The 23,960-nt window shown below is 70.6% G+C and carries 26 protein-coding genes, 1 tRNA gene and 1 pseudogene; 19 read left to right on the forward strand and 9 right to left on the reverse strand.

Annotated elements, in window-relative coordinates; translation table 11 throughout:
* Positions 1–31 precede the first annotated feature (31 nt).
* Positions 32–1,321: a ricin-type beta-trefoil lectin domain protein gene (locus ACFWBN_RS08805; protein ID WP_385172740.1), complete on the forward strand. Its 1,290-nt coding sequence runs from the start codon at positions 32–34 to the stop codon at positions 1,319–1,321.
* A gap of 77 nt (positions 1,322–1,398) precedes the next feature.
* Here ACFWBN_RS08805 and ACFWBN_RS08810 read toward each other — a convergent pair whose 3' ends face one another.
* The 5 genes from ACFWBN_RS08810 to ACFWBN_RS08830 all read right to left on the reverse strand — a co-directional run bounded on the left by ACFWBN_RS08810 (position 1,399) and on the right by ACFWBN_RS08830 (position 9,275).
* Positions 1,399–1,884 (reverse strand): VOC family protein, encoded by a 486-nt coding sequence (locus tag ACFWBN_RS08810; RefSeq protein WP_385172743.1) that lies wholly within the window; start codon positions 1,882–1,884, stop codon positions 1,399–1,401.
* Between the two features lie 243 nt (positions 1,885–2,127).
* Positions 2,128–2,469 (reverse strand): hypothetical protein, encoded by a 342-nt coding sequence (locus tag ACFWBN_RS08815; RefSeq protein WP_385172745.1) that lies wholly within the window; start codon positions 2,467–2,469, stop codon positions 2,128–2,130.
* A gap of 222 nt (positions 2,470–2,691) precedes the next feature.
* Positions 2,692–4,365, reverse strand: a complete 1,674-nt coding sequence (locus ACFWBN_RS08820; protein WP_385172747.1) for a protein kinase — start codon at positions 4,363–4,365, stop codon at positions 2,692–2,694.
* A 126-nt stretch (positions 4,366–4,491) separates the two neighbouring features.
* Complete coding sequence (locus ACFWBN_RS08825; RefSeq protein WP_385172751.1) at positions 4,492–5,250, reverse strand: hypothetical protein; 759 nt, start codon at positions 5,248–5,250, stop codon at positions 4,492–4,494.
* On the reverse strand, positions 5,247–9,275 hold the full coding sequence (locus ACFWBN_RS08830; RefSeq protein ID WP_385172754.1) for a CHAT domain-containing protein: 4,029 nt from the start codon (positions 9,273–9,275) through the stop codon (positions 5,247–5,249). Before ACFWBN_RS08830 ends, ACFWBN_RS08825 begins: the two co-directional genes overlap by 4 nt.
* Positions 9,276–9,389: 114 nt before the next feature.
* Here ACFWBN_RS08830 and ACFWBN_RS08835 point away from each other — a divergent pair, with 114 nt between their 5' ends.
* The 4 genes from ACFWBN_RS08835 (at position 9,390) to ACFWBN_RS08850 (ending at position 11,131) form a co-directional block, all read left to right on the forward strand.
* Positions 9,390–9,512 (forward strand): hypothetical protein, encoded by a 123-nt coding sequence (locus ACFWBN_RS08835; RefSeq protein ID WP_385172757.1) that lies wholly within the window; start codon positions 9,390–9,392, stop codon positions 9,510–9,512.
* A 99-nt stretch (positions 9,513–9,611) separates the two neighbouring features.
* Entirely contained in the window at positions 9,612–9,953 is a 342-nt protein-coding gene (locus ACFWBN_RS08840; protein WP_385172759.1) for an ArsR/SmtB family transcription factor, read from the forward strand.
* Between the two features lie 3 nt (positions 9,954–9,956).
* On the forward strand, positions 9,957–10,463 hold the full coding sequence (locus tag ACFWBN_RS08845) for an SRPBCC family protein (RefSeq protein WP_385172765.1): 507 nt from the start codon (positions 9,957–9,959) through the stop codon (positions 10,461–10,463).
* Positions 10,463–11,131, forward strand: a complete 669-nt coding sequence (locus ACFWBN_RS08850; RefSeq protein WP_385172770.1) for a dihydrofolate reductase family protein — start codon at positions 10,463–10,465, stop codon at positions 11,129–11,131. The genes ACFWBN_RS08845 and ACFWBN_RS08850 overlap by 1 nt, the downstream gene beginning before the upstream one ends.
* Before the next feature lie 383 nt (positions 11,132–11,514).
* Here ACFWBN_RS08850 and ACFWBN_RS08855 read toward each other — a convergent pair whose 3' ends face one another.
* Entirely contained in the window at positions 11,515–12,165 is a 651-nt protein-coding gene (locus tag ACFWBN_RS08855; RefSeq protein WP_385172773.1) for a histone-like nucleoid-structuring protein Lsr2, read from the reverse strand.
* Positions 12,166–12,494: 329 nt separating this feature from the next.
* On the opposite strand from ACFWBN_RS08855, the gene ACFWBN_RS08860 reads away from it, so the two are divergent.
* The 7 genes and pseudogenes from ACFWBN_RS08860 (at position 12,495) to ACFWBN_RS08890 (ending at position 17,231) form a co-directional block, all read left to right on the forward strand.
* On the forward strand, positions 12,495–12,734 hold the full coding sequence (locus tag ACFWBN_RS08860; RefSeq protein WP_385172776.1) for a hypothetical protein: 240 nt from the start codon (positions 12,495–12,497) through the stop codon (positions 12,732–12,734).
* On the forward strand, positions 12,734–13,111 hold the full coding sequence (locus ACFWBN_RS08865) for a fic family toxin-antitoxin system, toxin component (RefSeq protein ID WP_385172778.1): 378 nt from the start codon (positions 12,734–12,736) through the stop codon (positions 13,109–13,111). The genes ACFWBN_RS08860 and ACFWBN_RS08865 overlap by 1 nt, the downstream gene beginning before the upstream one ends.
* A gap of 189 nt (positions 13,112–13,300) precedes the next feature.
* A complete protein-coding gene (locus tag ACFWBN_RS08870) occupies positions 13,301–13,867 on the forward strand; it encodes a PadR family transcriptional regulator (protein WP_385172781.1) in 567 nt (188 codons plus the stop codon).
* Positions 13,868–13,963: 96 nt separating this feature from the next.
* Positions 13,964–15,682, forward strand: coding sequence for an acyl-CoA dehydrogenase family protein (locus ACFWBN_RS08875; protein WP_385172784.1), 1,719 nt, complete (start codon positions 13,964–13,966; stop codon positions 15,680–15,682).
* 130 nt (positions 15,683–15,812) lie between these two features.
* Positions 15,813–15,941: pseudogene (locus ACFWBN_RS08880) on the forward strand (IS5/IS1182 family transposase); the annotation flags it as partial.
* A 70-nt stretch (positions 15,942–16,011) separates the two neighbouring features.
* Positions 16,012–16,395 carry a ribosomal protein L7/L12 gene (locus tag ACFWBN_RS08885; protein WP_385172787.1) on the forward strand — a complete coding sequence of 128 codons (384 nt, stop codon included), beginning with the start codon at positions 16,012–16,014 and terminating at the stop codon, positions 16,393–16,395.
* A 110-nt stretch (positions 16,396–16,505) separates the two neighbouring features.
* Complete coding sequence (locus ACFWBN_RS08890) at positions 16,506–17,231, forward strand: dienelactone hydrolase family protein (protein WP_385172789.1); 726 nt, start codon at positions 16,506–16,508, stop codon at positions 17,229–17,231.
* 42 nt (positions 17,232–17,273) lie between these two features.
* On the opposite strand, the gene ACFWBN_RS08895 is transcribed toward ACFWBN_RS08890, so the two are convergent.
* Together ACFWBN_RS08895 and ACFWBN_RS08900 are read right to left on the reverse strand one after the other, a co-directional pair.
* A complete protein-coding gene (locus ACFWBN_RS08895; protein WP_385172792.1) occupies positions 17,274–18,203 on the reverse strand; it encodes a hypothetical protein in 930 nt (309 codons plus the stop codon).
* Positions 18,204–18,304: 101 nt separating this feature from the next.
* The gene (locus tag ACFWBN_RS08900) at positions 18,305–19,009 is read right to left on the reverse strand and encodes a DUF4386 domain-containing protein (RefSeq protein ID WP_385172795.1); all 705 of its coding nucleotides are present in this window, start codon (positions 19,007–19,009) and stop codon (positions 18,305–18,307) included.
* Between the two features lie 118 nt (positions 19,010–19,127).
* Here ACFWBN_RS08900 and ACFWBN_RS08905 point away from each other — a divergent pair, with 118 nt between their 5' ends.
* The 5 genes from ACFWBN_RS08905 (at position 19,128) to ACFWBN_RS08925 (ending at position 22,603) form a co-directional block, all read left to right on the forward strand.
* Positions 19,128–19,814, forward strand: a complete 687-nt coding sequence (locus ACFWBN_RS08905; protein WP_385172798.1) for a TetR/AcrR family transcriptional regulator C-terminal domain-containing protein — start codon at positions 19,128–19,130, stop codon at positions 19,812–19,814.
* Between the two features lie 186 nt (positions 19,815–20,000).
* Positions 20,001–21,287 carry a phytase gene (locus tag ACFWBN_RS08910; RefSeq protein ID WP_385172801.1) on the forward strand — a complete coding sequence of 429 codons (1,287 nt, stop codon included), beginning with the start codon at positions 20,001–20,003 and terminating at the stop codon, positions 21,285–21,287.
* Positions 21,288–21,393: 106 nt separating this feature from the next.
* Positions 21,394–21,981, forward strand: coding sequence for a hypothetical protein (locus ACFWBN_RS08915; RefSeq protein WP_385172804.1), 588 nt, complete (start codon positions 21,394–21,396; stop codon positions 21,979–21,981).
* Positions 21,982–22,060: 79 nt separating this feature from the next.
* A complete protein-coding gene (locus tag ACFWBN_RS08920) occupies positions 22,061–22,417 on the forward strand; it encodes a hypothetical protein (RefSeq protein WP_385172806.1) in 357 nt (118 codons plus the stop codon).
* A gap of 51 nt (positions 22,418–22,468) precedes the next feature.
* The gene (locus ACFWBN_RS08925) at positions 22,469–22,603 is read left to right on the forward strand and encodes a hypothetical protein (RefSeq protein ID WP_385172808.1); all 135 of its coding nucleotides are present in this window, start codon (positions 22,469–22,471) and stop codon (positions 22,601–22,603) included.
* Positions 22,604–22,625: 22 nt separating this feature from the next.
* Here the strand turns inward: ACFWBN_RS08925 and ACFWBN_RS08930 are convergent.
* A tRNA-Met gene (locus ACFWBN_RS08930) sits at positions 22,626–22,699 on the reverse strand.
* Positions 22,700–22,867: 168 nt separating this feature from the next.
* Here ACFWBN_RS08930 and ACFWBN_RS08935 point away from each other — a divergent pair.
* Complete coding sequence (locus ACFWBN_RS08935; protein ID WP_385172811.1) at positions 22,868–23,323, forward strand: RpiB/LacA/LacB family sugar-phosphate isomerase; 456 nt, start codon at positions 22,868–22,870, stop codon at positions 23,321–23,323.
* A 69-nt stretch (positions 23,324–23,392) separates the two neighbouring features.
* Positions 23,393–23,920, forward strand: a complete 528-nt coding sequence (locus ACFWBN_RS08940; RefSeq protein WP_385172815.1) for a 2'-5' RNA ligase family protein — start codon at positions 23,393–23,395, stop codon at positions 23,918–23,920.
* The last annotated feature ends 40 nt before the right edge of the window (positions 23,921–23,960 follow it).

A 23,960-nucleotide genomic window follows, 5' to 3' on the forward strand; every position in this document is an offset into this window, starting at 1 on the left:
AGGTCTGGACCACAAGGTGAAGAGAGGCCCCATGCCCCCCACGTCGCCCCCCACCCGTATCCGAGGCTTACGCCTGGCGGCCCTCGCCACGGCCGCCCTGACCGCAGTCCTCGGCTGGGGGCCCGCCACCGCCGCCGAGGCGCCCGGATCGCCGCCCGCCGCCACTTCGGCCGCCATGGCTTCGGCCGTCACCTTCGAGGACACCTTCGACGGCCCGGCCGGGGCGTCGGTGGACCCGGGCAGATGGCAGATCGAGACCGGCGACAACGTCAACAACCACGAGCGCCAGTGGTACACGGCCGGTGCCGCCAACGCCGCGCTGGACGGCCAGGGCAACCTGGTGATCACTGCCCGACGCGAGAATCCGGGCAACTACCAGTGCTGGTACGGCCGCTGCGAGTACACATCGGCCCGACTGAACACCGCCGGCCGCTTCACCCAGACGTACGGGCACGTCGAGGCCAGGATGAAGGTGCCGCGCGGGCAGGGCATGTGGCCGGCGTTCTGGATGCTCGGCCACGACATCGGCCAGGTCGGCTGGCCGAACAGCGGCGAGATCGACGTCATGGAGAACGTCGGCTACGAACCCTCCACCGTCCATGGGACCATCCACGGCCCCGGCTACTCGGGTGCCGGCGGTATCGGCGCCGCGTACACCCTCCCCGGCGGCCGGGTCTTCGCCGACGACTTCCACACCTTCGCCGTCGACTGGGAGCCCGGCTCGATCACCTGGTCCGTGGACGGTCAGGTCTATCAGCGCAGGACCCCGGCCGACCTCGGTGACCGCCCGTGGGCGTTCGACAAGCCGTTCTTCCTCATCCTCAACCTCGCCGTGGGCGGCGACTGGCCGGGCAACCCGGACGGCTCGACCCCGTTCCCCAACAGCCTGGTCGTCGACTACGTCCGCGTCACCACCCCGGGCGGCGCAGGCGGCACCACCGGGGCCTTCGTCGGCCTGGCCGGCAAGTGCCTGGACGTGGCCGGGTCCCAGACCGCCAACGGCACCCAGGTCCAGCTCTACGCCTGCAACGGCACGCCGGCCCAACGCTGGACCCTGCCGGGCGACGGCACGATCCGGGCGCTGGGCAAATGCCTCGACGTGAACGGCGGTTCGACGGAGCCGGGCGCCAAGGTCCAACTGTGGGAGTGCAACGGCACCGGGGCGCAGAGGTTCAACTACAACGCGGTCACCCGCGACCTGGTGAACATCCCGGCCGACAAGTGCGTGGACGTACGCGACCACAGCTCGGCGGACGCGACGCCCGTTCTTCTATGGTGGTGCACGGGGAACGCGAACCAGAAGTGGAACCTGGTCGCCTGACCTGCCCGCCCGCCATCCCGCGTGTTCGTGGACCCGTCGGCGGCCTGCGCCCAGCGGCGCTGGCCGCCGACGGAGCCTCACCCACCGTCTGAGGTGGACTCCATGGACCGCATCGCGTCCTCGGACCGCTTCTCCATCTCCTCCGGCGAAACGTCCTCGATGTGCGTGGCGACGTTCCAGCGGTGGCCGAAGGGGTCCTCGAACTGCCCGGTGCGGTCACCGTAGAACTCGTTCTTGACCGGCCTGAGCTGTGTGGCCCCCCGGGCGAGGGCCTCGGCGAAGACGGCGTCGACGTCTTCGACGTACACGTGCAGGGTGACGGGCGTGCCGCCCACCGCCTTCGGTGAGCGGAACCCGATGTCCGGGTACTCGTCCGCGAGCATGACGACCGAGTTCCCGAGCTCCAGCTCGGCGTGCCCGATCCTGCCGCCGGGCGCGGGCATCCTCATCCGCTCGCGGGCGCCGAGCACGGAGACGTAGAAGTCGATGGCGGCTGCGGCTCCATCGATGCAGAGGTACGGCGTGACGCGCGGATATCCCTCGGGAACGGGCTGGACGGTCACCGGGCTCCTGCCTTTCCAGACACGGACGGTTACGGTCATGGCCGACCGCCACCTGCCACCACAGATATCCCGAACCCGCGGCACAGCCGCGGCGCCGCGCTGCTTCCGGCCGGCGGATGCCCCGAAGAGCCGGTCCGCCGCGTCCCCTGCCGGGCGACTCGCACAACCGCACCGCGGGAAGGGGCGACTTGTGCAGTCAAGGTCGCTGTTCGGAGAAACGCGGTTCGTCGAGACCTCTCGGGGTCACCTGCCGAACATGAAGAAGCGAGCTGGGACGAACACCTCGTGACCGGTCGGGAAGCGGACAGTTACTCCGGCCTCCGTCCACGCGGTGGATTCGATGCCCTTCGCGCCCAGGGTGGTGTCGATGTCCACCCAGTGTCCGTAGGACACGCCGGAGTACCTGCCGATCACCATCTTGTAGGAGTGTCGCCCGGACAGGTTGTGTTCGTGCACCAGCGTCAGGAAGTGCGGCGACTCGTCGGCATAGGCCACGGATGAGGGAGCACTGCTGCGGTACGTCACCTCGCTCTGTGGCCACCACAGAACTGTCAGGAGTGCGACGGTCAGCAGGACACCCCCCACGCCGCCCAGCAGCACCCTGCCGATTCCGGTCGCCCGGCGGGGCCGTGCGGGCTGGGTGGGCCGGTCAGGGGTGAATGTACCGATGATGCCCCTCCAGGGGTGGTGTTGCTCCGCGCGAGGTGAGCCGGAGGCGGACAGCGAGAGTGCCCCGGCGCTCCGCGTGCCGAGGGCCATGCGGAGGGCCGCTCGAACCCACAGCGTGAGGCGGGTGGGGGCCGGAGGTCAACACGCGGGGGACGAGCCCTTCTGGCCGGTGAGATCGCGGTTGTACAGCCACCCGGTGGCGTTCGTGCCGTCCACGCGCACGTACGTCCACTGGTTGCCGTACGAGTTGACGGTGTAGCAGTGGTACCAGAGCTTCGTGCCGTCCTTGACCAGGGCACCGGCGGGGCATTGCTGGTACGGCGCGGCCAGCAGGTGGTGGTCGCCGGAAATGTAGCCGTAGGTGCCCGGCTTCGGGTCCTTGTGGGTCCAGCCGGCGCAGCCCGTCGGTACGGAGCTCGGCTGGGCCGGGGTGGGCGAGGACGCCGTCGCGGAGGGCGGTGCCGTGCCGGGCTTCTTCGAAGCGGAGGCGGAGGCGGACGGCTTGGCCTTGGGCCCGGAGCCGGAGGGAGAAGGCCCCGGGCTGTCCGCGGCGCCCGGCCGGCCGTCGGCGGGCGGGGAGTCGCTGCCGGACACCGACGGCGTCGGCGCCACAGCCTGCACCTCGCCGCCGCCCCCCGTGGTCACGGCGTAGGCGACACCGCCGGCGGCGAGAACGGCGACGGCCGCCACGGTTATCGCGATACGGCTGCGGCGGCGCGCCCGGTCCGCGACCTCGGGGTTCCCTGCGGCGGTCGGCGGCTGGCCCAGCTGGGGGAATCCGTTGTCGGGATTCGGGACATGGGGCTGCGGAAACGATACGGCGCCCACGCCGCCACCGACGACGGGCGGCGGCCCGAAGCCGACCGGCGGCCCCACGACGACGGACGGCGCCGTCGGGGTCGGTACCCCGGCGACGGGAACCGGCTGCACGGGCTGCGCGCCGGCCCCGCCCGCCGCCACCCGCTCCAGCATCGCGCGGGCCTGATCGGCGGTGGGCCGGCGCTCCGGCTCCTTCGCCATCAGCGCCAGCAGCACGGGGGCGAGGGGCCCCGCCCGCCTGGGCTCGGGCAGCGGTTCGGCGACGATCGCGGCCAGCGTGGACCACACCGAAGTGCGGCGGAACGGCGATACGCCCTCCACCGCCGCGTACAGGGTCATCCCGAGCGACCAGATGTCCGAGGCGGGGCCGGGCTCCCTGCCCTGCGCGCGCTCCGGCGGCAGGTAGTCGAGCGAGCCGACCAGCTCACCGCTGCGGGTCAGCTTGGCCATGGCCTCGTCGCCGGAAGCCTCCATGGTGGCGATGCCGAAGTCGGTGAGCACGACCCGGCCGCCCCGCTCCAGCAGCACGTTTCCCGGCTTCACGTCCCGGTGCAGGACGCCCGCCCGGTGCGCGGCGTCGAGCGCGTCCATCAGCTTGGCGCCGATCGCGGCGGCCTCGTACGGGTCGAGCGCGCCGCGCTGCGCCACCACATCGTCGAGCGAGGGTCCGTCGACGAGTTCCATGACGATGACCGGCAGGCCCCGCTCCTGGGTCACGTCGTGCACGGTGACCACCCCGCTGTGCCGGATGCGGGCGGCGGCCTGCGCCTCGCGTTCCATCCGATTGCGCAGGTCGGCCAGTTCGGACTCGCTCGCGTCGGTGTAGGCCCGCAGGACCTTGACGGCGACCTCCCGGGCCAGCAGTTCGTCGACGGCTCGTGCGACCACACCCATGCCGCCGCGGCCGACCACGGAGGTCACCCGGTAGCGCCCCCCGAGTACCTTGCCGACCAGCTCTCCGTCGTTCTCTTGCCCCGCTTGGCCCGCTGGCACCACATGCTCCGTTCCGCGACCGGTCATCCGTCTCGACGACCTGATGGGGCACAAGCGTAGATGCCTGAACGACGGGCAGCCCGCGCGGCCGGCCACGCGAGTGCGGGGGCCGAAGTGAGGCGGTGGTCAGCCCAGTGTGATGGTCCGGGTGACGGACGGCGGGGAGCTGCGTTTGAAGATCCAGGTGAGCCAGCGGTCGCCGGGCGTGTGGATTTCGATCTCGGCGACCACGTTGAGCCGGACGCCGCCGGAGTGGGTCCGGGGGCGTGCCAGGACCGCCAGCAGGCCGTCGGTGGTCAGCGGTAGCTCGCGGGAGCTGGTCGCGGTCAGACGCCAGCCCGCCTCGGGGGTGCCGGTCCCGAAGCTCTCCAGTGACACCTCGGTCCTGGTGAGCCTGGACTCCTCCGTGCGGGGGGTCAGTTCGGCGCTCACCACGGAGAACAGGGGATCGGAGAGGGAAGCGCCGAGCGTCGCCTTCGCCCTGGTCACATCGATCGTGTGGATGCGTTCGGACGGCTCCAGGCGGACGAAGAGCGCTTCCCGCAGGTCTCCCTGCGCGGCTTCTGCCAGGTTGTCCTCCGGGCCTTCCTCCGGGCCTTCCTCTGCCGTCAGGACGAGGTCGGCGGAGACGAAACGGCAGTGGCGGTCCGGGAGCAGAGTGAGGGACAGGGGGAGGAGGGACAGCGTGTGCGCCGGCGGCGGGTAGGCGCGCTCGAGGGCGGTCGCCGTCGCGGGGTCAAGGCGTCCGGCTGGGTCCGCGAGGGGCGCGTGGCCGATGGAGATGCGGTTGCGCTTGCCGCGGACGGTCTCCCAGATGGCCGTGCCCTCGCCCGAGCGCAGGGCTGCCTGGTCGATCGGTTCCAGGACGATCTCTTCGCCGTTCATGCCTTCCTTCCGTCGAACAGCTCCGGGCGGCCCACCAAGCGGAACGCCGCCCACTCCTGTGCGGGCCGCGTCCTTGCCCACTTGCGTTGGGTGCGGCTGAGCGCGCCTGCCGGTTCGAGGTGTCCGTTGTCTGCCGCGCGCCACAGTTCGCGGTAGAAGTCGAGCATGAACCGTTGGGTGGCCAAGTCGTCGATCTTCCACAGGGAGACCAGGACGGCCGCCGCGCCCGCTGCCAGCAGCCCGCGCGCCAGACCGAGGTAGTCGGTGGGCGAGGGACGGCCGAGGCCCGTCTCGCAGGCGCTGAGCACGATGAGCTGCGTGGTGATCCGCCGACTGGCGAAGTCCCGTAGCGACAGGACCCCGTGACGGTCGGGCACACCGGGCCCCGATGTCAGCAGCAACCCCGAGTCGAGTGGCCGTTCGACGTCGAAGAAGCCGTGGCAGGCGAAGTGCACGACGTCGGCGTCGGCCATCGCCCGGTGGATCCTCTCCTTGGGCAGTGTGCGACCGGACAGGCAGAGCCCGCCGTGCGCGATCGCCAGGGCGCGAGCCTCGTCGGGGAAGGCCACGCCTACGGTCAACAGGCTCGGCCACGCGCCCTCCGGGTGGGCTCGTGCTCGCCCGCGCAGTGCCGTGAATCCGGTGAGGTTCGGTGCGTGCACCACGTTGAACCGGCTCGCGAGGGTCCCGCCGCCGGGCAGTGGAACGGCGTGGACGGGCAGTTCCTGCACATCCGCGTCCAGTACCACGAGCAGCGTCCCCTCGTCCGGGAGGTGCGGCCCGACGGCGGCGAGGAGCGGCTGGGACAGCCGGATCCACGACCGGGATCCATGCCCGTGGAAGAGGTGGACCTCACGGCGGAAGACGCCCAGCAGCGCCTGCAGATCGACGGCGGACATGCCGGTCGGAACGGCGACGGGCTCTTCCTCGAACGGCCGCCGGTGGACGAAGCCGACGATCTCCCCTTCGATCTCGCCGAGGGCCAGTACGCCGTCGACCCCTTCGGCATCGATCGCGCGTCGGGCTTCCGGATGGTCCGGGGGCAGCAGGTCGCTGAACGCCGGGGCCTGGAGCGCGTCCCAGAGCTCGAAGGCCCGGGCGGTTTCGCCCCGCTGGAGGAGACGGGCGACCGCCACGCGCAGGTGCACGGTCATATGGTCGGCCAGCGCGATCCGCATCACGTCCGCCGACAGCTTGCGGCGCAGGTCCCGCCAGTCGGCGAGCAGTACCGGGATGAGCGCGTCGGCCCGATCGTCCCAGTTCTGGGCCAAGGCCATGTCGAGCTGGACCATGCGGCAGTCCGTGGCCAGCCGGGGCTGGGACGTGCGGTTCAGCGCCGCGGTGAGCGCCCGTTGCGCCAGGTCCCAGGCGTCCGCAGGGAAGGTCCCGGCGAGAATGCGGGCGGCCTCGACCTGTCCCACGACGGTGATCTCCGGGTTGCCCGCCCGTTCCAGGCCTGCGGCCATGGCCGACAGGAGGTCGCGAGCGAACTGGTGCTCACCGCCCTCGGCGAGCGACATCGCCAGGTGGAGATGCTCGAAGGTCCACGCGTTGCCGGCGAACTCCGAGGTCACCGTGGTACCGAGCGCGGTGAGTGCTGCCCGGATGTCGTCGGAGGGCGTCTGATCGCGCAGCCGTACCGCGAGCACCCGCAGGGCGAAGTCCGCGAGCTCGTCCAGGCCTTGGCCGACGAAGCCGCGGATGGCCTGCTCCATCACCGGGGTGGCCGCCTCCGGTCGGGCGAGCAGGATGAGGGACTGGGCCATGTTGAGCCGATTGAGCGCGGCGGTGGTGTGGTCCGCTCGCCTCTCGGCGACGTCGATCACGAACGTGTAGTGCTCCAGGGCCAGATCGGGGAGGTCGAGCAGGCGTAGGGTGACGGCCAGTCGGCCTCGGGCATCAGCCTCGCCGTCGATGTCGTGGAGCGCTCGGGCACAGGCCGCGCCGCGCTCGAAGTGGCCGCGCGCGGCTTCGAAGTCCCCGTCGAGTCGCACGAGCCGGCCGAGGCAGACGCTGGCGAGCCGCTCGGCGTCCAGCTCGCGAAACTTGCCGCTGGTCGCGATGTGCAGGGCGCGCCCGGCCAGGTCGATGGCGAGCGGGAGATCGCCGACGTAATCGGCGAGATCGGCGGCGACGAGTGCCGCCAACGCCCGCCGGCCCGGGGGGAGGATGAGCGGCAGGAGCCGGTCGACGTTCTCCAGGAAGTCGAGGATGTCCGCGGCGATCACCAGGCCGGGTGAGCGGGCGCGGTCGGCTTCGTCCACGGGGAGGAGGCGGCCTACCCGTTCCACCTCGGCCAGTGCCGCGGCCGATTCCCTGTCCCTGCGGCGCTGCCTCCGATACCGCAGGCGCCGCCAAACGGACGCCGTGCGCGGCGCGGGCTCCTCGGCCGGCCGGGTGCCGGCCCGGTCGCCGTGGTCGCCCGCCCGGTCGTTGGCGTGGTCGTCCCGCCTCTCGGCCGGGTTCTCGCCCCCCAACAGATCGAGGCTGCGGGTGACGGCGGCCACCGCCGTTTCGGGATCGTCCTCGACCCCGAGGATGCCGAGCTGGAGCAGCGCCAGGCCTTCACGCTCCGGGTCGTGCCGGGCCTGCTCCAGAGCGGACTCGTAGAACTCGCGGGCCGCCGTACGGTCCCCGGTGGCCATGCTGATGCGGCCCAGGCCCATGAGGATCGGCCACTGATCGGCCAGGCCGCTGGAGTACCGCGCGAGGAACAGCGCCGTCCGCCACGCCTCGGAGACCTGTGCGAGTTCGCCGCGGGAGGCGTGCGCGTTGCCGATCAGCACCCATTTCCTGATGGCCGAGGTGCTGTGGGCGGCGGGGACGAGTTCACGCAGCAGGGCCAGCGCCTCGTCCGTGCGCTCGTCCTCGATGAGCCGCTCTGCCCGGTCCAGGATGCCGCCCAGGTCGGCGGTGTCGGACTCCTCGACCGGGATGGAATCCAGGCGCCGCTCGACCGCGGCCGCCTCCGCGTGCCGGCCGAGCCTCTGGTGGACGACCACGAGTGAGACGAGGCCGTCGGCGAGCCAGGGATCGCCGTCCGCCAGTTCCTCCACGGCCGCGCCGAGCGTATCGGCGGCGGCCCCGAGGCGTCCGGTCCCGAACTGCGCGCGGCCGACGAGCAGCGCGGCGTGCGCCTCCCGTCCGACGGCGGCGAGCGCCGGACGCACCGTCTCCGCGATCACCAGGCCGGTGCCGGCGTCATTGCGGATGAACCGCCAGACCAGTTGGAGCAGCCTTTCCACGTCCCCCGCAGGGACCGGGATCCCGCCCGCGAGGAGGGCCGCCTCCGCGGCTCCCACCGATTGGTCCTGCCGCATCTCCGAGAGGTCGAGCAGCCGCTGGACGTGCGCGGCTCCTTGCGTCTCCCAGCCGGCGTCGCCGACGTCGGGATCGTCCAGCGCGATGTCCAGGATCACCCGGAGCCGAGCCGCCAGGAGGAACTTCCCCTGTCGTTGGAGGTTCTCGGCGACGAGCGCGATCATCTGGCCGGCGTCGTCGAGGGGCGCGTGCGTCCAGGCCTGCCGGATCTCCTCCGGCGAGCCCAGCGACAGAAGGTACTCGAAGAACTCGGTGGCACCGCCGGGCGGCTGTGCCGGCGCCCGGTCGTAGTCCGGATGGTCCTCCAGATCCCCGGCACTCATGATCTCCACATGCAGAGGGTCGAGCTCCACCGTCGGGTCGGACCGCTTGGCCAGGTGGTAGTGCAGTTTCGCCTCATGAGCCTTGCCCTGCCGCTGGAGCACGCGGCCGAGCATGTGGTGCAGGTCCGCCGACATGGACGTGTGTGAGTACAGCGCCAGCTGCATGTGGCGGGTGACGTAGCCGGGATCGTCGTTCAGCGCCCGCCGCAACCACTCCTCGGCCTCCGCCCAACGGCCGAGTTGCTCCAGGAGGAATCCGACCTGCCCCAGCGTGACCGGATTCTCGACTTCACGGACCAGCTCCAGCGCCTCTTCCAGCGCCTCGCCGAACCGCCCCTCGTCCGCCAGTTCCGCAATCCGCTCGACGCGCGAATGCCCCATCCCACCAATCTATGCGCGAGTGGGGGCGTTGTGGATGGGTACGGAGCAAGTCAACCGTGCCTCCTGCCCAGGTCGCTGATGGAGATACGGGAACCGGTGCCCGCCCTCGTCCACTTGGACAGCCCCCTTATCAACTTCCGTGACTTCGACTTCGACTTCGACTTCGCCGAGGGCTCCCACTGCTACCGCTGGGTCGACACCAAGCGCTTCCGACTGCAGGCCGATGTGCCCGCCTGAAGCCCAGGCATTCGTCTTCGCCGAGGACTGTTGACCTTGAGTTTCCGAGCCCTCGCAACCGGCTTGAACGTATTCCGATATAGGAATATGATGGCTGTCATGGCACGAGCAGCGACGACGTCGGACGCGTTCAACGCGATCGCCGAGCCGCAGCGCCGGGACATCCTGGCGCTGCTGCGGGCGGGCGAGTGGCCGGTGACCGACCTGGCCCAGGAGCTGGGGATGAGCCAGTCGGGAGCGTCCAAGCACCTGCGGGTGCTCCGGGAGGTGGGGCTGGTGCGGGTCCGCGGGGAGGGCAAACAGCGCCTCTACGGCCTGGACGCCCGCGGGCTGCGGCAGGTCCACGAGTGGGTCGGCGGATTCGAGCGGTTCTGGAACGAGAGTTTCGACCGGCTGGACACCTACGTGCAGGACCTCAAGCAGACACGGCAGGAGGAATGAGCGATGTCAGGGGCAAGGAGAGAAACGCGGCCGGAGCCAGCGACCGCCGACCGGGAGATCGTGATCTCCCGGGTCATCGACGCACCGCGGGAGCTGGTGTTCGAGGCGTTCACCGAGGTCCGGCACCTGTCGCGGTGGTGGGGTCCGGAGGGGTTCACCACCACCACGCGGTCCTTCGAGTTCCGCGAGGGCGGGGAGTGGGACTTCGTGCTGCACGGGCCGGACGGGACCGACTATTCCGAGTGGATCCGCTGGCTGCGGATCGTCCCGCCGGAGCGGATCGCGCTGCTGCACGGTGAGTCCCGCGACGACCCGAACGCCTTCGAGTCGGTCCTGACCTTCGCGCCGGACGGCGCGGCGACCCGGATCGTGATGCGCACGGTGTTCCCCACCAAGGAACTGCGCGACGAGGCGGTCGAGAAGTACCACGCGATCGAGGGCGGCCGGCAGACCCTGAGCAGCCTGGCGGCCTACGTCACCGAGCTCGCGAGGAAGGGGGCGGAGGGCTGATGGCCGGGAAAGTGTTCTTCAGCGTGTCGATGTCGCTGGACGGCTTCATCGCGCCCGAGTCCGTGCCCGTTGAGGACGAGCTCTTCGCGCCCGACAAGCAGGACGACCCGGACGTTCGGCGCTGGATGGCGCAGTGGATGGAGCTGCAGCAGTGGATGTTCCCGCTGCGGTTCATCCGGGAGAACCTGAAGCTGGGCGAGGGCGGCGAGGAAGGCCGCGACAACGAGGTGACGCGGGAGACGTTCGAGCGCACCGGCGCGAGCGTCATGGGCAAGCGCATGTTCGACCTCGGTGAGCAGGCATGGCCGGAGGAGGCGCCCTTCCACACCCCGGTTTTCGTCGTGACGCACACCAAGCGTGACCCCTGGGAGCGGCCCGGCGGCACCACGTTCCACTTCGTCAACGACGGCATCGAGCACGGCCTCGACCAGGCCCGCGAGGCCGCCGGCGACCGCGACGTCCGCATCGCCGGCGGCGGCGCGACGATCCTGGAACACCTGAACGCCGGCCTCGTCGACGAGTTCTCGATCACTCTGTCACCGGTGCTTTTCGGCGCCGGCACCCGCCTGTTCAACGGCGTGGACGCGTCCAGGGTCGCGCTGGAACAGGTCCGATCGCAGCCGTCGTCGCGGGTGACGCACCTGACCTACGCCGTCCACCGACGGTAGCCGCGCCACCACTCGCTCGAAGGTGGCGTCGGCGCGGGTCTGGGATGGAAGGTCGGCAGGACTGCACCGTCCCCTCACCGGGCTCCTCGGACACGGTGACGTGCCGACTGAGCGTTCTCGGGAGCCGCCGGCAGAGCCGATGAAGTCGGCTCCGCAGAGCAGACCGACTGCCTACCCGTTTCGCTGCCTCCGCTGCGGCAGGCCTGGCCTGCAGGCGTTGCCCCTTCCGCGTCCCCCGGTTCGCGACTCACCTAGCATCTTCTGTCATGAACGAATCGGAGCAGGCCCTCGGCTGGCTTCAGGACTGTTCCGCGCATGGGCGACCTCGAACCCCGCGTGAGCAGTCGCCTAGCCGCCGGACACCAGCCCGGTGAAGATCCGCTTCAGTTGCCGGCCGCTCGCTCCCAGGCCCGCGTGATCTCAGGAGGGATACGTCCGCGGTCCTCAACCGGGTAGCCGTTGTCGCGTGCCCAGGCGCGGATGAGCCGTGGGCTGGCGGAGCGCGGCGGTACGGACTCCGGGGCGGGTTCGCGGGCGGAAGCGGGGGTGAAGAAGAGGCCTCTGTCGAGGAGGCCCCCGGGGAAGATCGGGACCTGCGTGGTTCCGCTGAGGACGTGGAGGAGGAACGAGGTGAGGGAGCCGTCGTAGGTGAACCACGGTCGGCGCAGGGCCTCGTTGACAGCGACCTTCCATTCCTCGGGCTTGTCCTCGGGCCGGGTGACCCAGAAGAGGTAGTCGCCGTTCCCCGTGACACCCATGGAGAACAGGTGCGACGGATCGTGGGGTAGGGGCCAGGGGTTGCGGGCTGCCCGGCGGACCTCGTCGATCTGATCCCGGAGCCGGGCGGGCATGGGGCCGGTCAGATCCGCCCACTCGCGGCTGCCGTACGGCTGGTAGAGCGTGATGAAGCCGCAGAACTGGCCGGGTCCGTACGCCGTGATGCCGAGATCGGCCTCGACGGTGTCCCAATCCGGGCCTAGGGATGGGAATGCCGGAGGCGGGCAAAGCTTGGCGAGGGCGGTGAGAGCGGACACGGGCCTTCCAAGTGGCTGGGGGCGGCGGCGAGATCGGGGTTCGTGGTGGGGCGGGGTTGTCGAAGTAGTCCTCCTCGCCGATGATGCCCCGTTCGATCGCCTCCGACAGCTCGACTGCCGGGGTCGTTGGTCATCGACGCGATCTCCGGATCCTGGCCGTCCGCGCCCTTCTGTGGCCGGGGCGCAGCCAGGATCCGTGGGTCGCCGTCAGGTACAGCCGGAAGTCCGCCCGGATCCGCTGCTTGTCGAGGATCGCTGCCCAGGGCCGGCTTCCGGTCGCCGCTCAGAAGCGCTCCCACAGGGGTGGTAACAACTGTTACCATGCTGCTATGGCCAAAACGCAGCTGGGTGCACGGGTCGATCAGGATGTCGCAGAGCTTGCGAAGAAGCGTGCCGCCGATCTGGGGTTGAGCATCGGGGACTACCTTGCCCGCCTCGTTCAGGACGACGTGAGCGGTCTGCGGGCCCGCGCCGTGGACGCGGCCGCCCGGTTCCTTTCGGAGCACCAGGACGTCTTCGACGAGGCCGAGGACGCACAGGAAACTCGTCGCGGAGAGCGCGCCGCCTGATGGAACTGCACATCGACGTCCCCTGGATCCTGCAGGTCGCCCAGGCCGCCGGCGCCAACGATCCCGCCCCCGACGACTACGGCGTCCCCGTCTCGGCAGTCGCCCGCCACCGGGCCGAGCTCTTCGAGCAGCCGGTCTACAACGGCCCGTACGCCAAGGCAGCCGCCCTCGTGCACACCCTGGGGCGGTGCCACTGGCTGGAGCGCTCCAACCTCGCCGTCGCCGCCGCGACCGGCGTCATGTACCTCGAAGCCACCGGAATCGCGGTCAAGCCCACCCGCGACGACGCAGTCGCCCTGAGGGATCTCCTCCTGGACCCCACCTGCACCGCCGCGAAGATCGCCACGCTGCTGCGCTCCTGGCCCACTGCCAGCTGACGGGCGTGGGCTGCGCGGAGTGAGGCTTCTCCGAGCGCTACCGGGGCGGCCCCCTCCTCCCCCCGCCGGCACCGCGGCTGTGGACTCCCCGACCGCATCCACGGACCGCAGGCCCTCAGAGGGTGAGCCGCGTCTCATCGGGAGGCCGGGCGCTTGTTTATGCAACGAGTTGCATAGCAGTATCGGGGCATGGCGCTCGACCACGCGATCCTCGTCTCACTGCTGGAGATGCCCGGCTCAGGCTATGAACTGGCCCGGCGGTTCGACCGGTCCATCGGCTACTTCTGGACCGCCACACACCAGCAGATCTACCGAGTCCTGGGGCGCATGGAACGCGACGGCCTGCTCACCGTCCGCGAGGTCCCGCAGCAGGCGAGGCCGGACAAGAAGGAGTACTCCGTCGCCGCTCCCGGCCGCGAGGCCCTCGCCCGGTGGCTGCACGAGCCGATCGAACCCGAGAGCCTGCGTCACGACCTGGCCGTGAAGATCCGGGGCGCGGCCTTCGACGACCCGGCCGCACTGATCCGCGAGGTCGAACGGCACCACCAGGTGCACAGCGACCGGCTCGCGCACTACCTGGCCGGGGAACTGCGTGACTTCACCGGCCCCGATGCCCCTGCCCCGCTCGACGCAGGACAGGAGCTCCAGCACGTCGTGCTCCGCGGCGGCATCGCATTCGAACGGATGACGATCGCCTGGCTGGACGACGTCCTCGCCACCCTCCACCGCCTCGGCGTGACACCACCTTCAGCCTGAACCGCATCGCAGCGCGCCCCACCGGTCAGCGCACGCACCACCACACGACTCAGCTCTCACCTCTCCCCTCTACGTCTCCTCCGAAAGGTGAACTCCATGGCCGACTCCCTGCTGTTCAACCCGCACACCTACGACCCTGCACACTTCGACCCCGAGACCCGCAGGCTGCTCCGCGCGACCGTCGACTGGTTCGAGGAGCGCGGCAAGGGCAAGCTGATCGAGGACTACCGCTCCCGCGCCTGGCTCGGGGACTTCCTCGCCTTCGCCGCCAAGGAGGGCCTGTTCTCCACCTTCCTCACCCCGGCCTCCGCCGCCGGACAGGAGGACCAGCGCTGGGACACCGCGCGCATCGCAGCCCTCAACGAGATCTTCGGCTTCTACGGCCTCGACTACTGGTACGCGTGGCAGGTGACCATCCTCGGTCTCGGCCCGGTCTGGCAGAGCGACAACGCCACCGCCCGCAGCCGCGCGGCCGAACTCCTCTCGCAGGGAGAGGTCTTCGCCTTCGGGCTGTCCGAGCGGACCCACGGCGCCGACATCTACTCCACCGACATGCTGCTGGAGCCCGACGGCAACGGCGGCTTCCGCGCCACCGGCTCCAAGTACTACATCGGCAACGGCAACGCCGCCGGGCTGGTCTCCGTCTTCGGCCGGCGCACCGACATCGACGGCCCGGACGGGTACGTCTTCTTCGCGGCCGACAGCCGGCACCCGGCGTACCACCTGGTGCAGAACGTCGTCGACTCCTCCAAGTACGTCAGCGAGTTCCGCCTGGAGGACTACCCGGTGTCCCCGGACGATGTCCTGCACACCGGCCGCGCCGCCTTCGACGCGGCCCTGAACACCGTCAACGTCGGCAAGTTCAACCTCTGCACCGCCTCGATCGGCATCTGCGAGCACGCGATGTACGAGGCTGTCACCCACGCCCAGAACCGCATCCTCTACGGCCGCCCCGTCACCGCCTTCCCGCACGTGCGCCGTGAGCTGGCCGACGCGTACGTCCGCCTCGTCGGCATGAAGCTGTTCAGCGACCGCGCCGTCGACTACTTCCGGTCGGCCGGTCCCGAGGACCGCCGCTACCTCCTCTTCAACCCGATGACGAAGATGAAGGTGACCACGGAGGGCGAGAAGGTCATCGACCTGATGTGGGACGTCATCGCCGCCAAGGGCTTCGAGAAGGACACCTACTTCGCCGAGGCGGCCGTCGAGATCCGGAGCCTGCCCAAGCTCGAAGGCACGGTCCACGTCAACCTCGCGCTGATCCTCAAGTTCATGCGCAACCACCTGCTGGAGCCGGTCGAATACCCCGCGGTGCCGACCCGCCTCGACGCGGCCGACGACGCCTTCCTCTTCCGGCAGGGCCCCGCCCGCGGCCTCGGCTCGGTCCGCTTCCACGACTGGCGCCCCGCCTACGACGCGTACGCCGAACTGCCGAACGTCGCCCGCTTCCGGGAGCAGGCCGACGCCCTGAGCGAGTTCGTCGCCACCATGGCCCCCGACGAGGAGCAGAGCCGCGACCTCGACTTCCTGCTCTCCGTCGGCCAGCTGTTCGCGCTGGTGGTGCACGGTCAGCTGATCCTGGAACAGGCCCGCCTGACGGACCTGGACGAGTCGGTGCTCGACGAGCTCTTCTCCGTCCTCATACGCGACTTCTCCGGACACGCCGTCGAACTGCACGGCAAGGACTCCGCCACCGAAGCGCAGCAGGCCTGGGCGCTGGGCGCCGTACGCCGCCCCGTCGTCGATGAGGCCCGCGCGGCGCGGGTCTGGGAGCGTGTCGAAGCCCTGTCCGGGGCGTACGAGATGGCGCCGTAACAGCAGCGCTTGGATGCGGTGCGCGGCGGCTCCGCGATCCTGGAGCCGCCGCACTGCCCGGCCGGCAGAAGTCTCGCTCGGCTCGTTACCTCCCGCCGCCGGGGGAGGATCCCCAATCCAAGGTCACTTTGACGCGGTCGAACGATGTATCAACCGGTTCAAGCAGTGGCGCGGCCTGGCCATGCGAACGGACAAGCTCGCCGTCGCCTACCAGGCCGCACTCCACCTCGCCGCCATCCTTGTCTGGGCCCGGCGATAGCCCGCACCGTGGCGTTCAGCTGCGGGGATGGTTCACTTGCTGGACAGAGTGAGGCCGCAGGGGAGGGTGCGTGGAAGAGCCAGGATTCCGAGTCCTGCTCACGGAGTCAGGAGGTCGGAAGTCGGAGGCGATCCGTGCGATCCGAACGGTCACCGGCCTCAGCCTTTGGAACAGCAAGCTTCTGCTGGACAGTGCGCCCGTAGCGGTCACGGAACCCGACTGGCTCGAAGCCGCCCAGGACGCGGCCGGTGTCCTTGAGGCCGCAGGTGCCCACGTGACAGTGCTTTGCGACTGGTGCGACCGCACCATCACGCGAGTGGCCGGCCCGCTTGACCCCACCCCGTGTAGTGGGCCATGGCCCCCCGGGACCTGTCGAGCGAGTTGCCCACCGGCAACGGACTGGGTACGGCCACTGCTGACGGACTCACAGCCAGACCTGAAAGACACGCTCTAGTCCTGTGGTCGCCCGCCACTCGCCAGGACCGCATTTCAGAGACACCCGCGCTGTCAGCCGATGGTGAACACCGGCCCGACCGGACTCGACGATCACTACATTCGGGTCTCATGACGACGGTTACCACGCGCACGGTGGAGTACCCGGCCGACGACCTGACGATGATCGGGCACCTCGCGCTCCCTGCCGGTGTCGACCGCCGGCCTGCGGTCCTGATCGGGCCCGAGGGGCCGGGGCTGAACGACTTCCAGCGCCGCCGGGCCGACGCTCTCGCCGAACTGGGCTACGTGGCACTGGCCTTCGACCTCCATGGGGGGCACTGGTTCACCGACCCGCAGGAGATGCTGGCGCGTGTGGCCCCGCTGCTCGCCGACCCCGACCGGATGCGGGGTATCGGCCATGCGGCACTCGATGTGCTGCGCGCCGAACCGCGGACCGACCCCGACCGGATCGCCGCCATCGGCTACGGCACCGGGGGCGCGATCGTGCTGGAACTCGGGCGCGCCGGTGTCGACCTGCGCGCGATCGGGACGGTCAACGCACTGACCACGGGCCGACCGGGCGAGGCGGCCCGCATTCGCTGCCCCGTGTGGGCAGGGGTCGGGTCGGAAGACCCGATCATGCCGCCCGCGCAACGGGACGCGTTCACCGCCGAGATGCAGGCCGCGGGCGTCGACTGGCGCCTCGTGGTCTACGGCGGGGCATTGCACGCCTTCCACCACCCGCCGGTCGACCAGACCGTACTCCCCGGCGTCGGCTACCACCCGCGGCAGGCGCAGCGGGCCTGGCGCGACGTCACCGACCTGCTCGCCGAGTGCCTGCCCGTGCCGGAGTGACCGACCTGCCCAACCGCCACAGCAAACACCGTTGTTGCAGTACTAGGGCGCAGATCGTTTGGCCCCGTAGTAGCCGTGACGCATCCGGAATTTCATGGCGTCGGTGCCGACTGCTTGGACGTGCCTGATCAGTATCTTCTTCAGCGGCTTCGGCAGCTTTTTGCCGTGTGCTTTGGTCCACGCCAGTGAGCCGAACAGTTCGGCCGCACCGTCGAGTTGGCCCGGACTCGGGGGCTGTGTGGAGATCGCGGCGATGACGGAGTCGCGGTCTTCGCTCAGGAGCTGTTGTTGCACCGCGATGTCGTACCACATCAGGCCTCCAGCAGACTCCCTGGAGGGAATTCCTGCCCAGGCCAGAAGGGCGCGGATCCGCTCGGTCCTGACCGGATAGCGGCTTCGGGTGAGAGCGGCGAGCCGGTCTTTGGCGCCCTCCAAATGGCGCGACCATGCCGCATGGTCGCGCCCCGGCGGGTGGGCCACGGCTGCGGCCGCCTCCGACAGCCCAAGGGGCGCCGCCCGGACCCAACGCATCCGGCGCCGGTCGGCCTCGGCCTCTTGTGCGGCCAGCTCCGCCTGAACATCCCGGGACCGGGTCAGGCCCCTCTCCGCCAGCCACTCGGTGAGTGCGGGACCGTCTTGCAGATCGGCGTCGCAATCACCGAGCCCGCGGAGTCCGGATTGGTGATGCAGCGTCCAGCGGGTGATCTGTTCGCCGCTCGCGCCGTGCACCGTGATCGTCGGCCATCCGGTGCACCGGCACCGGTCGCCTGTGCCACCGTCGACGATGGCCAGCAGTTGGGCCAAGCCCGCGATTTCGGCACCGGTGACGACAATCCGCGCCAGGTCGGGGGAGTCGGCCATGGCCGGAGGCCCTTCGACGATCACGACGCGTGTGGCACGGTCCAGTACGTCCCACAGTCCAGCCGTTGTCGGGGCGTCCCCGCTCATGCCCATCGCTTCCTCGTCGATCATCTGCGCGAGCATACCCGGCAGGTCCGAAGGGGCTGAAGAGCGATCAGCCCGGCCTTCCACGTATGTCTTTCTGAGGACTCAGTTACTGCTCGGCTCCGGCCTCACCGACGGACCACTGCCGGATCAGCCACTTCTCCGTCTGCCCGGGACGCGCCGCCCGAGCCGGGCCCGAACCCCCTGACGATCAGCCACCCGGCCAGCCCCAACTCCCAGGCGAAGACCGGGAGCGCGGCGACCGACCCCGCCACGGAGAGCTGCGCATAGGCCCCGAACATCACGGCGACGGCCGAGGCGCAGATCAGCGGCCCGCCGACCAGCCCGAGAACGGCGATGAAGCGCGGCACGAGCCGTGCGCGGTACGCCAGGTACGCGAGCAGGACGGTGTTCAGACCGAGGGCGATGTTGGGCCCGAGCAGGAACGTCCAGTCATGCACGGCAGCCAGCGCGAGGTCGGCGCCCTCCGCCGCCCCCGCGTCCCGCCGCAGGGTGACGAGCGCCAGGACGGCGACGATCCCGAGGGCGATGACGGCCGCCTCCAGCAGCCGCCCGAAGGCGTACCCGAGCGCGAGCCCCTCGCCGTGGCGCCGCAGGACGGGGAACAGCGCCGCCCCGGTACCGGTCACCGCCACGACCAGCACCACCTCGCAGAGCACCCCGAGCAGTGCCCGGGTGTCGGCGCCCTGCGCGAGCCGGCCGTCCGCCGCGCCCAGCAGGGGGCGGTACAGAACCGCCCCGGCTATCGCGGCGACCTCGGTCAGCAGGAACAGCGACCCGGCGGCCACCGCGGTTCTCCGGTCCGGACTCATCTTGTCGTACCCCTCGCTCGATGGTGGTGTACGTCGTACACCTGGCGGCCACCATAGGTGTACGTCGTACACTCGTCAAGGAGAGGGTGCTGTCGAGGAGGGAAGGGGCCGAACCGGAATGACCCGGCAGGAAACCACGCACACACAACGGATCCCCCTGAACAGGGACCGCGTCCTGCGCGCCGCCGTCGCGCTCGCCGACGCCACCGGCATCGACGCGCTCAGCATGCGCAGGCTCGCGCAGGAGCTGGACGTCGTACCGATGGCCCTCTACAAGCACGTGGCCAACAAGGAGGAGCTGCTCGACGGCATGGCCGACGCCGTCGTCGACGAGATCGACCCGCCGGGCGCGGGCCCCGACTGGCAGTCCGTGGTCCGCGGGCGGATCCTCTCGGCCCGGCGGGTCCTGCTGCGCCACCCGTGGGCGGCTCGGGTCATCGAGTCGCGGACCGGCCCCACCCCGGCCGTGCTGGCGTACCTGGACTCGATGGCCGGGAGCTTTCGGGACGGCGGCCTCTCCGCCGACCTCACGCACCACGTCATGCACGCGATGGGCAGCCGCCTGCTCGGCTTCAGCCAGGAACTGTTCGACACCTCGGGCGGCCCCTCCGGCCCGCCGGACCCCGGGCTGGCGGCGCGCTACCCGCACATCGCGGAACTGGCCGCGACGGCCGCACACGACGGGGGTTCCACGGTCGGTGGCGGCTGCGACGACCAGTTCGAGTTCGAATTCGCCCTGGACCTCCTCCTGGACGGCTTCGAAAGCCTCCGCCGCCAGGGCTGGACGTCCGCGCGGAAGGCGTAGCGGGTGTGCGGGAGGCGGGGGTGTGTCGCGAACCGACCGTTCACCCGCAGGCCCGTCCGGCCACGACACCCGGCCCCCGGGGTTTCGCGGCGAGTTCAACCATCGGCCATCATTCAGTCGCGGACATGACAATCGGCGCGGCGAGCGTGTTCCCCATCAGGGCAAACTCCTTATAAAGGAACAAGCATGACGATACGTTTGGCCGCTCGCGCCTCCGCGCTCGTGCTCTGCACGGCACTCGCGGCCTCCGTCGCGCTCCCGGCACAAGCCTCCTCGATCAGCAGCATCCGGCCCAAGGCCGAGACCGCGCCGCTGTACGACGACGAGGCGGGCGGCGACGCCAACGCGGACGACCCGGCGATCTGGCGCAACGCCGCCGACCCGGGCCGCAGCCTGGTGATCGCGACCGCCAAGCAGGGCGGTCTGCGGGTCTACGACCTGGAGGCCCGGCAGGTGCAGTCGCTGCCCGCCCCGGCCGGACCCGGCGCCGACGACGCACCCGGCCGCTTCAACAACGTCGACCTGGTCCACGGCCTGCGACTGGGCGGCGGGCGCGCCGATGTCGCGGTGGTCAGCGACCGGGGCAACGACCGGCTGCGGATCTACCGGATCGACCGGGACCGGCCCGGCGGCCCGCTCACCGACGTCACCGACCCGGGAGTGCGCCCGGTCTTCTCCGCCGACCAGGCCGAGATCAACGAGCAGAAGACCGCGTACGGCCTGGCCACCTGGACGGACCGGACGACCGGCCGGTCCTACGCGGTGGTCAGCCAGCGCAACCGCACCCGGATCGCCCTGCTGGAGCTGGTCGTCACCCCCGCCGGCACGGTCGACTACCGCCAGGTGCGCACGCTCGACCTGCCGTCCTCCTTCCGCCTGCCGAACGGCGCCGGCTGGACGCCCTGCGCCGAGCCGGGCGAGCTGCCGCAGGTCGAGGGCATGGTCGTCGACCCCGCGGACGGCACCCTGTACGCGGGGCAGGAGGACGTCGGCATCTGGCGCATCGACGCGGGCCTCACCGGCACGCCGAAGCTGATCGACAAGGTGCGCGAGTACGGCGTGCCCGGCACCTACGCCGAGGAGACCGAGGAGTGCACGCCCGGCACCGACCCCGGCTACGGCGGCAAGCGCCTGAGGGCCGACGTCGAGGGCCTGACCCTGGTTACCGAACCTGACGGCGACGGCTACCTGCTCGCCTCCAGCCAGGGCGACAACACCTTCGTCGCCTACGATCGCGAGCGCGACGACCACAACGCGTTCGAGGGCGCCTTCCGCATCACCGCGGCCTCCGCCGCCCTCGACGGCTCCGAAGTCTGCGACGGCGCCGCCGCCCTCAACGCCCCCCTCGGCAGGCGCTACCCCCACGGCCTGCTCGTCGTGCAGGACGGCCAGGAAACCCCCGGCGACGGCGACCGCGAGGCGACCGGCTTCAAGTTCATCGACTTGGGCGAGGTACTCAACGCCATCGACTGACCCCCCGCGGCGGGCGCACGGTGTCCCCGCCATGCGCCCGCCGCACCGCCAACGGGCTGCGCTCCCGGCCTACGGTGAGTTGCGGGGCGGCGGATAGCGTACGGGCATGGCGATATCGGGGAAGCGACGGGTCCTGTACCGGCAGGGCAGCGGATTCTGGCGGATGACGGCGAAGTGGGTTCTGGTCTTCGGGGCCCTGTCCCTGCTGGACGGCGGGCTGCTCCGGTCGTGGGGCGACGCTCTGGTCTGGCCGATGATCGGGATCCTGCTGTGGGTGCCGTTCGGGATCGGCGTCGTCTGGTACCCGAAGAAGGACCAGAGGGTCGAGCTGACGGCGCGTGAACTGCGGGTGCGGCGCAAGCGGCTGCCGATGGAGAAGGTGAACCTGCTGCACGTGGCACGGCTGTGGCTGGAGGGGCGGTCAACCGCGGACAGCGAGCCGGTGCTGGAATGGACACGGATCGACCGGGTGGTGTGGGTGCCGCTGCGGGACGGCCGCGCCTTCGGCGTGGAGTTCCGCGACCCGGCCGCGTTCGCCAAGGTTTTCGGCGCCTTCGCGATCGCGGCCTGCGGCGGACCCGACATCGTCCGCGCGAGGGCCACAACGGAGACCTACCCGGATCCGCTCCCGATGCGGCCCCGGCGCACCGAGGACGCAGGGTCCTGGACGGACGTCCTGGACATCTTCAACTGACAGCCGGAAACGCCGGCAAGGGGCAGCGCTCCGTCAGGCACGCGGGGAACTGGACGTGCCGTGAGTCCACTCCAGGGGCGTGACCGGCACCTCGCCGCACGGCCCCTGGCAGAATCTCCGCGTGATGCAGAAGAAGCTCGACGCGCTCGCGCAGATGATGGACGAGTACAGGGCCACGCCGTTCCCGAACGGGTTCCGCGGCCTGGACGTTGAGGACCAGGACATGGTCATGCTCGACGCGGACACCGCCGGCTACGTCTATCGCGTCCTCGATGGCCCCCTCCCCGAACCGTCCCGAGGAGGCTTGATCCGGTTGCTGGGGGCATTCGAGAAGGTACTTCCGGCGATCAGCGACGAGTACGCGAGAAAGTTCTACACGCAGGCACGCGACGTGGCCGTGCTGGCCGCCGAGATCGAAGCCATGCGCGACAAGTAGTCCTCCGGCGTGGAATGTTCGCCTGGCCGGAGCTGCCCGGTTGCTCGGACGGTGTTCGAGGCCGACGCGGAATGGGTGCGTCGGCTGCTGAGCGACGACCGGCTCCTGGCGGGCGAGTCACTGCGCGAGGACGAACGCGCGACGCTGCTCCGGGCCGCCGGACGGCAGAAGGGCCCGGATCGTTGATGATCCAGGCCCTTCCGGGTAGTAGCGGGGACAGGATTTGAACCTGCGACCTCTGGGTTATGAGCCCAGCGAGCTACCGAGCTGCTCCACCCCGCGTCGGTGAACCCCACCCTACGGCATCGCAGGACCGCCCCTGACCAGCTATGACCCGCTCAGGTGTCGTGCTGTGAGGCGCGCGCCGGGGGAGTTCGCCTGTGCGGCATGAAACCAGGGCCCGTTCCACTCGCGGTGACCGTCCGTTGCGCGGCCGGTTAGTCTCGGGGCATGCGGATCTGCGTTTCCTCGGACATGGACGAACCCGTGGCTCGCGCCCTCCTCCGGCAACTGCGCGACCGCGGTCACGACGTGGTGACGTACGGGGCGCTGAGCCCCGGCGACGATCCGCAGTGGGCCGCCTGCTCGGAGGCGGCGGCCCGCGAGGTCGCCGCCGGGAACGCCGACCAGGCCGTCGTGTGCTGCTGGACCGGCACAGGCGCGTCCATCGCCGCGAACAAGGTTCCCGGCGTACGAGCGGCCCTGTGCACCGACGCCTACACCGCGGACGGTGCTCGCCGCTGGAATGACGCCAACGTCCTCGCCCTCAGCCTGCGCCTGACCTCGGAACCGCTCCTCGAAGAGATCCTCGATGCCTGGTTCGCCGCCGAGGCGAGCACGGAACCCGAGGACCGGGGGAACGTGGCACGCCTCGAACGGCTCGACAACACCAGAACCACTCCCTGAACGAAGGCAGTCACGCCGACCGGGGAGTGCAGAGGGCGCAGTAGCGGGCTGGCCTGCGATGATGACGGCGTGCCAGAGCCAGGGACCACCGCCGTCGTCATTGTGTTGCCCGATGCCGCCCCGCTCCTCGATGCGGCGTGGCGTATCGACCCGGCTCTGGTGCGTCGTGGGCTGCCGGCGCACGTCTCGCTCCTCTACCCGTTCGTGCCGGAATCGGCGCTGACAAGTCAGGACGAGAAGGACGTGCGTTCCCTGGCAGCGCGTTTTCCGGCAGCTGATCTGCTCTTGGAGGAGGTCGTGACGGCGTCCGGCTTCGTCGCCGTCACCGTTCCGGGACTCCAGCCGATCGTCGATGCGTTCCGCGGCCAGTGGCCCGGCTTGCGCCCGTACAGGGGCCGCTTCGGGGCGCGGTCCGCCGCCCACGTCACGGTCGCCATGGGTGCCGACAATCCGGCGGCTGCCGCCCATGTCCGCGCGGCGATCGGCGGCCTGCTGCCGCTGCGCACCCGTGCGGCGGCGGTCCAGCTGGTGGTGCTGACGGAGAAAGGCTGGCAGTCGCGGTTCACCGTGCCGCTCGGCGTCCCGGACGGGCCGTGAACACCGCGCGCCAATGCCGGTGACCTGTGGTTCGGCCACG

This window comes from Streptomyces sp. NPDC059989 (assembly GCF_042736975.1).
In the GTDB taxonomy this organism is placed as follows: domain Bacteria; phylum Actinomycetota; class Actinomycetes; order Streptomycetales; family Streptomycetaceae; genus Streptomyces.

Excerpts from the sequence above, each read along its gene's own strand:
- ACFWBN_RS08805 (WP_385172740.1), top strand. The coding sequence starts at position 32 with ATGCCCCCCACGTCGCCCCCCACCCGTATCCGAGGCTTACGCCTGGCG.
- ACFWBN_RS08825 (WP_385172751.1), bottom strand. The coding sequence starts at position 5,250 with ATGAACGGCGAAGAGATCGTCCTGGAACCGATCGACCAGGCAGCCCTG.
- ACFWBN_RS08830 (WP_385172754.1), bottom strand. The coding sequence starts at position 9,275 with ATGGGGCATTCGCGCGTCGAGCGGATTGCGGAACTGGCGGACGAGGGG.
- ACFWBN_RS08840 (WP_385172759.1), top strand. The coding sequence starts at position 9,612 with ATGGCACGAGCAGCGACGACGTCGGACGCGTTCAACGCGATCGCCGAG.
- ACFWBN_RS08845 (WP_385172765.1), top strand. The coding sequence starts at position 9,957 with ATGTCAGGGGCAAGGAGAGAAACGCGGCCGGAGCCAGCGACCGCCGAC.
- ACFWBN_RS08850 (WP_385172770.1), top strand. The coding sequence starts at position 10,463 with ATGGCCGGGAAAGTGTTCTTCAGCGTGTCGATGTCGCTGGACGGCTTC.
- ACFWBN_RS08860 (WP_385172776.1), top strand. The coding sequence starts at position 12,495 with ATGGCCAAAACGCAGCTGGGTGCACGGGTCGATCAGGATGTCGCAGAG.
- ACFWBN_RS08865 (WP_385172778.1), top strand. The coding sequence starts at position 12,734 with ATGGAACTGCACATCGACGTCCCCTGGATCCTGCAGGTCGCCCAGGCC.
- ACFWBN_RS08870 (WP_385172781.1), top strand. The coding sequence starts at position 13,301 with ATGGCGCTCGACCACGCGATCCTCGTCTCACTGCTGGAGATGCCCGGC.
- ACFWBN_RS08875 (WP_385172784.1), top strand. The coding sequence starts at position 13,964 with ATGGCCGACTCCCTGCTGTTCAACCCGCACACCTACGACCCTGCACAC.
- ACFWBN_RS08890 (WP_385172789.1), top strand. The coding sequence starts at position 16,506 with ATGACGACGGTTACCACGCGCACGGTGGAGTACCCGGCCGACGACCTG.
- ACFWBN_RS08895 (WP_385172792.1), bottom strand. The coding sequence starts at position 18,203 with ATGATCGACGAGGAAGCGATGGGCATGAGCGGGGACGCCCCGACAACG.
- ACFWBN_RS08900 (WP_385172795.1), bottom strand. The coding sequence starts at position 19,009 with ATGAGTCCGGACCGGAGAACCGCGGTGGCCGCCGGGTCGCTGTTCCTG.
- ACFWBN_RS08905 (WP_385172798.1), top strand. The coding sequence starts at position 19,128 with ATGACCCGGCAGGAAACCACGCACACACAACGGATCCCCCTGAACAGG.
- ACFWBN_RS08910 (WP_385172801.1), top strand. The coding sequence starts at position 20,001 with ATGACGATACGTTTGGCCGCTCGCGCCTCCGCGCTCGTGCTCTGCACG.
- ACFWBN_RS08915 (WP_385172804.1), top strand. The coding sequence starts at position 21,394 with ATGGCGATATCGGGGAAGCGACGGGTCCTGTACCGGCAGGGCAGCGGA.
- ACFWBN_RS08935 (WP_385172811.1), top strand. The coding sequence starts at position 22,868 with ATGCGGATCTGCGTTTCCTCGGACATGGACGAACCCGTGGCTCGCGCC.